The organism is Mixta tenebrionis, from assembly GCF_006517625.1.
GTDB classification, from domain to species: domain Bacteria; phylum Pseudomonadota; class Gammaproteobacteria; order Enterobacterales; family Enterobacteriaceae; genus Mixta; species Mixta tenebrionis.
The window spans coordinates 1-3,582 of record NZ_VHQI01000029.1 but is presented as its reverse complement, the minus strand read 5'-3'; the positions used below and the strand labels follow the sequence as shown (position 1 = coordinate 3,582).

The window sequence follows — 3,582 nt, the reverse complement described above, 5'->3', positions numbered from 1 at the left end:
CTGATGAAGATCCTGGAGAAAAGTCTTGAGAAGATGACGCCTGACCAGCTAAAGACCGTGGCGGAAGAATTGCAGACAGGCTACAGCAACCCCACGCCGGAGTTGCTGACCATGGCAATCCAGGCGGGGATAAAAACATCCGGGTTTGCGGCCTATCAGATGGCACTTGTTGTCACAAATGGTGTGGCGAAAGCCCTGTTAGGCAGAGGGCTGACCGTTGCAGGAAATGCCATGCTGACGCGTACTATGGGCGCTTTTGCCGGTCCCGTGGGCTGGGTGCTCAGTTCTCTCTGGCTGCTGATTGATTTAGCCGGTCCCGCATACCGGGTGACGCTACCATCCTGCATTTTTATTGCCTACATGCGCCAGAAGCATCTTTATTCACCTGAGAATACTGACGTTTAGCACTTACATTTAAGGTATTCAGACTTTAAAAAACTTCAGAGGGCGGACAAATCCTGTCCGCTACTGCTGGCATTATTTCCCGGCTAAATTCGGAAATGATGTATGACGCTGATAACACAAGAAAACGAACATGACAGACTGGCAACCCGCCTTTCCATCATCCTGAGCCGTTTGTTTCAGGGTGAAAAGCTGCATATCGGGACGCTGGCAGAAGAATTTGGAGTGACGACGCGAACGCTGCGACGGGATTTCAACGTCCGTCTGACCTACCTTGATATTGAACAGAGCAACGGCGTGTATCAGCTTGCCTCACATTACTTTCGTCGCCGCACGGAACGGGATATGAAGATACTGGCGAGGTTGCTGCATCTTGACCGTCTGTTACCCGCGATGGATGCCAAACTACTGAGTCTGATGCTTGACGGGGAACGTCCCTCGCCANAGCCGTTTGTTTCAGGGTGAAAAGCTGCATATCGGGACGCTGGCAGAAGAATTTGGAGTGACGACGCGAACGCTGCGACGGGATTTCAACGTCCGCCTCACCTATCTTGATATTGAACAGAACAACGGCGTATATCAGCTCGCTTCGCATTACTTTCGTCGCCGCACGGAACGGGATATGAAGATACTGGCGAGACTGCTGCATCTTGACCGTCTGTTACCCGCGATGGATGCCAAACTGCTGAGCCTTCTGCTTGACGGGGAGCACCCTTCACCCTACAGGATTATGCTACCGGAGCCGCACCAGAAACCCACGCTCTTTNGTTACCCGCGATGGATGCCAAACTGCTGAGCCTTCTGCTTGACGGGGAGCACCCTTCACCCTACAGGATTATGCTACCGGAGCCGCACCAGAAACCCACGCTCTTTGGTGATTTCAGCAGACTGACGCTCGCCATACTTAACCAGACCCAGGTGCGTATCAGAACCGACGAAAACGTCAGCCATACCGTTCATCCCTACCGTCTGCTTTGCAGCCATGCGGAGTGGTTTCTTGCCGGATGTACGTCATCGGGCGTGTTCGTTATTTCCCTGTCCCGAATCAGGCTGGTTGAGGTATTACCGGATACAACGTTTGAGATCGATAACACACTCATTTCGCTGATTGAACAGTCTGACTTTATGGAAGCCTTACCCCACATGAACATTATTCATAAGATAATGCATTACGGGAGTAAACAGACGAATAATCGTAATTAAAATCACAACATATTATTAGTGATGATTAAATCACATTAACATGATAAGTGAGAAAGTTATGATTATCGATAAAGAATACGCACTTGTAGATGCAACAGCAAGACTTAACACTGACCTGAGGGATTATGAATATGAAATAAACAACGCCGCCATCATAACATTTGGCAATGACCTCATTGAGGTAATCGTATATCAGTTCAGCTTTGTCATCAGCATCAGGGCAGAGGGTGAAAAAATAAAGCACGGCCTACTTGTTAACTTCGGTAAAAATATAGCAAGACAGGTTTCATCACTTTGTGCATCCGCAATGCGGGTCTACCCGAATGAAAAACACAAACCGAGCCGTCAGCTTTTCCATTGCATAAATTAGTTTGTGCAAAGACTGTACTACCGACACGCAATAAATTAAAATAGGCCAGCTAATATAACATATGAGGTTTATGATGGCTGGCCAGTATGAAAAAGCAATAACGATAAAACAAGCGATAGATTCAATTAATTTACGCCACTATCTTCTGCCTGCAATTCAGAGGAAGTTCGTCTGGAGCAGCAGTCAAATATGTTTGCTGTTTGATTCCATCATGCGAGACTACCCGATAAACTCTTTCATGATGTGGGATATCCGTAGTGCCAGTATTAAAAATGATTACAAATTCTATGAATTCCTGAAAGAATACTGTCAGCGATTTAATGAAGAAAACCCCTGCGTAGCAACAAATGCTGGATTTCATGATTTCAAGGCGGTGATTGATGGTCAGCAGCGTCTCACATCATTATATATTGGATTGTGTGGAACGTATGCGTATAAACAGCCCCGGATGTGGTGGCCTTCGGCACAGGATGATCGCATCCTGCCACCCAGAAAGCTTTACNNNCACTTAAGTCAGACGACGAACTCATGATGAAGTACAACTTCAGGTTCCTCACCGAGAAGCAATACGCTGATTCACTTACAGACAACAAACATCACTGGTTCTGCCTGCACGAAATATTCAAATACGAGCAACATGATTCTCCGGATGATATTTTATTTAACGTTGTCGAACCAGAACTCGAAAAAAGAGGACTCATTTCCAGTGAATTTTCCAGAAAAACATTACTGAGACTTTATACCAAGATAAGAACTGAAAATCTTATCCACTACTTCAATGAAAGCAGTCAGGACATTGATCATGTGCTGGATGTTTTCATCCGCACGAACAGCGGGGGGACAAAACTTGAGTTCTCCGACTTACTGATGTCAATAGCGGTAGCGCACTGGCAGGGGGATTTCAGAAGAGAACTGGATGAACTGACAAAAAATATTTATCAGAATAATGAAATGGGTTTTTATATTGAAAGAGACTGGTTCTTAAAAACCAGCCTGATGCTTATTGACTCTGACGTCCGGTTCAAAGTAAAAAACTTCACTTCAGAGGAGGTCGGTAAGATACAACAACAATGGTCTGAAATAAAATCCTGTATCAAGGAGACTTTTATTCTTATCAGGCGATTCGGCATCAATCCACAGTCTTTGATATCTAAAAATGCAGTCATTCCTGTGGCCTACTGGCTTTACAAAAAGCAAACCAGTGGACATCCATTATATACAACGATTAACCTCCTGAATAAAAACCACAATGAACGCTCAGTAATTAGCCAGTGGTTTTACATGGTACTTCTGAAAGGGATCTTTGGAAGCCAGGCCGATGCGCTACTCACGAGCATCAGAGATGTAATGAAAAATAGTCTTTCAGATATTCATTTTCCTCTTGAGAAGATTATTGACAGATATAAAGGCTCGAATAAAGACCTCAGATTTGACGACGAATACATCGAAAGCCTTCTCAATATCAGATATGGCGAAGGTCGTTGCCGCGCACTATTGCATCTTCTGTTCCCTGAAATGAATCCAACCGAGGTGTTTCATATTGATCACCTTCACCCAAGAAATCACTTCTCAAAGAAATATCTTGAAAAATTAGATTATGTTGCGAA

At 44.9% G+C, this 3,582-nt stretch carries 5 protein-coding genes and 1 pseudogene; 5 read left to right on the top strand and 1 reads right to left on the bottom strand.

Annotation, left to right across the window (positions count from 1 at the left end):
* From FKM52_RS21240 to FKM52_RS21230, 3 genes are all read left to right on the top strand, one after another.
* The coding region (locus FKM52_RS21240) for a YaaW family protein (RefSeq protein WP_281285009.1) at nucleotides 1-405 on the top strand (405 nt) is incomplete at its 5' end.
* Nucleotides 406-507: 102 nt separating this feature from the next.
* Nucleotides 508-867: a DeoR family transcriptional regulator gene (locus tag FKM52_RS21235; protein ID WP_246085570.1), complete on the top strand. Its 360-nt coding sequence runs from the start codon at nucleotides 508-510 to the stop codon at nucleotides 865-867.
* Nucleotides 824-1,198 carry a DeoR family transcriptional regulator gene (locus tag FKM52_RS21230; protein ID WP_342777795.1) on the top strand — a complete coding sequence of 125 codons (375 nt, stop codon included), beginning with the start codon at nucleotides 824-826 and terminating at the stop codon, nucleotides 1,196-1,198. Before FKM52_RS21235 ends, FKM52_RS21230 begins: the two co-directional genes overlap by 44 nt.
* 44 nt (nucleotides 1,199-1,242) lie before the next feature.
* On the opposite strand, the gene FKM52_RS22045 is transcribed toward FKM52_RS21230, so the two are convergent.
* A complete protein-coding gene (locus FKM52_RS22045; protein WP_181941042.1) occupies nucleotides 1,243-1,386 on the bottom strand; it encodes a hypothetical protein in 144 nt (47 codons plus the stop codon).
* Between the two features lie 277 nt (nucleotides 1,387-1,663).
* On the opposite strand from FKM52_RS22045, the gene FKM52_RS21220 reads away from it, so the two are divergent.
* Both FKM52_RS21220 and FKM52_RS21215 read left to right on the top strand, forming a co-directional pair.
* On the top strand, nucleotides 1,664-1,975 hold the full coding sequence (locus FKM52_RS21220) for a hypothetical protein (RefSeq protein ID WP_023337782.1): 312 nt from the start codon (nucleotides 1,664-1,666) through the stop codon (nucleotides 1,973-1,975).
* Between the two features lie 70 nt (nucleotides 1,976-2,045).
* Nucleotides 2,046-3,582 (top strand): annotated as a pseudogene (locus FKM52_RS21215) (DUF262 domain-containing protein); the annotation flags it as partial.

Bases quoted from the DNA above. Each gene is read 5' to 3' on its own strand.
- FKM52_RS21220 (WP_023337782.1), top strand. From the start codon at position 1,664: ATGATTATCGATAAAGAATACGCACTTGTAGATGCAACAGCAAGACTT.
- FKM52_RS22045 (WP_181941042.1), bottom strand. From the start codon at position 1,386: ATGGCTGCAAAGCAGACGGTAGGGATGAACGGTATGGCTGACGTTTTC.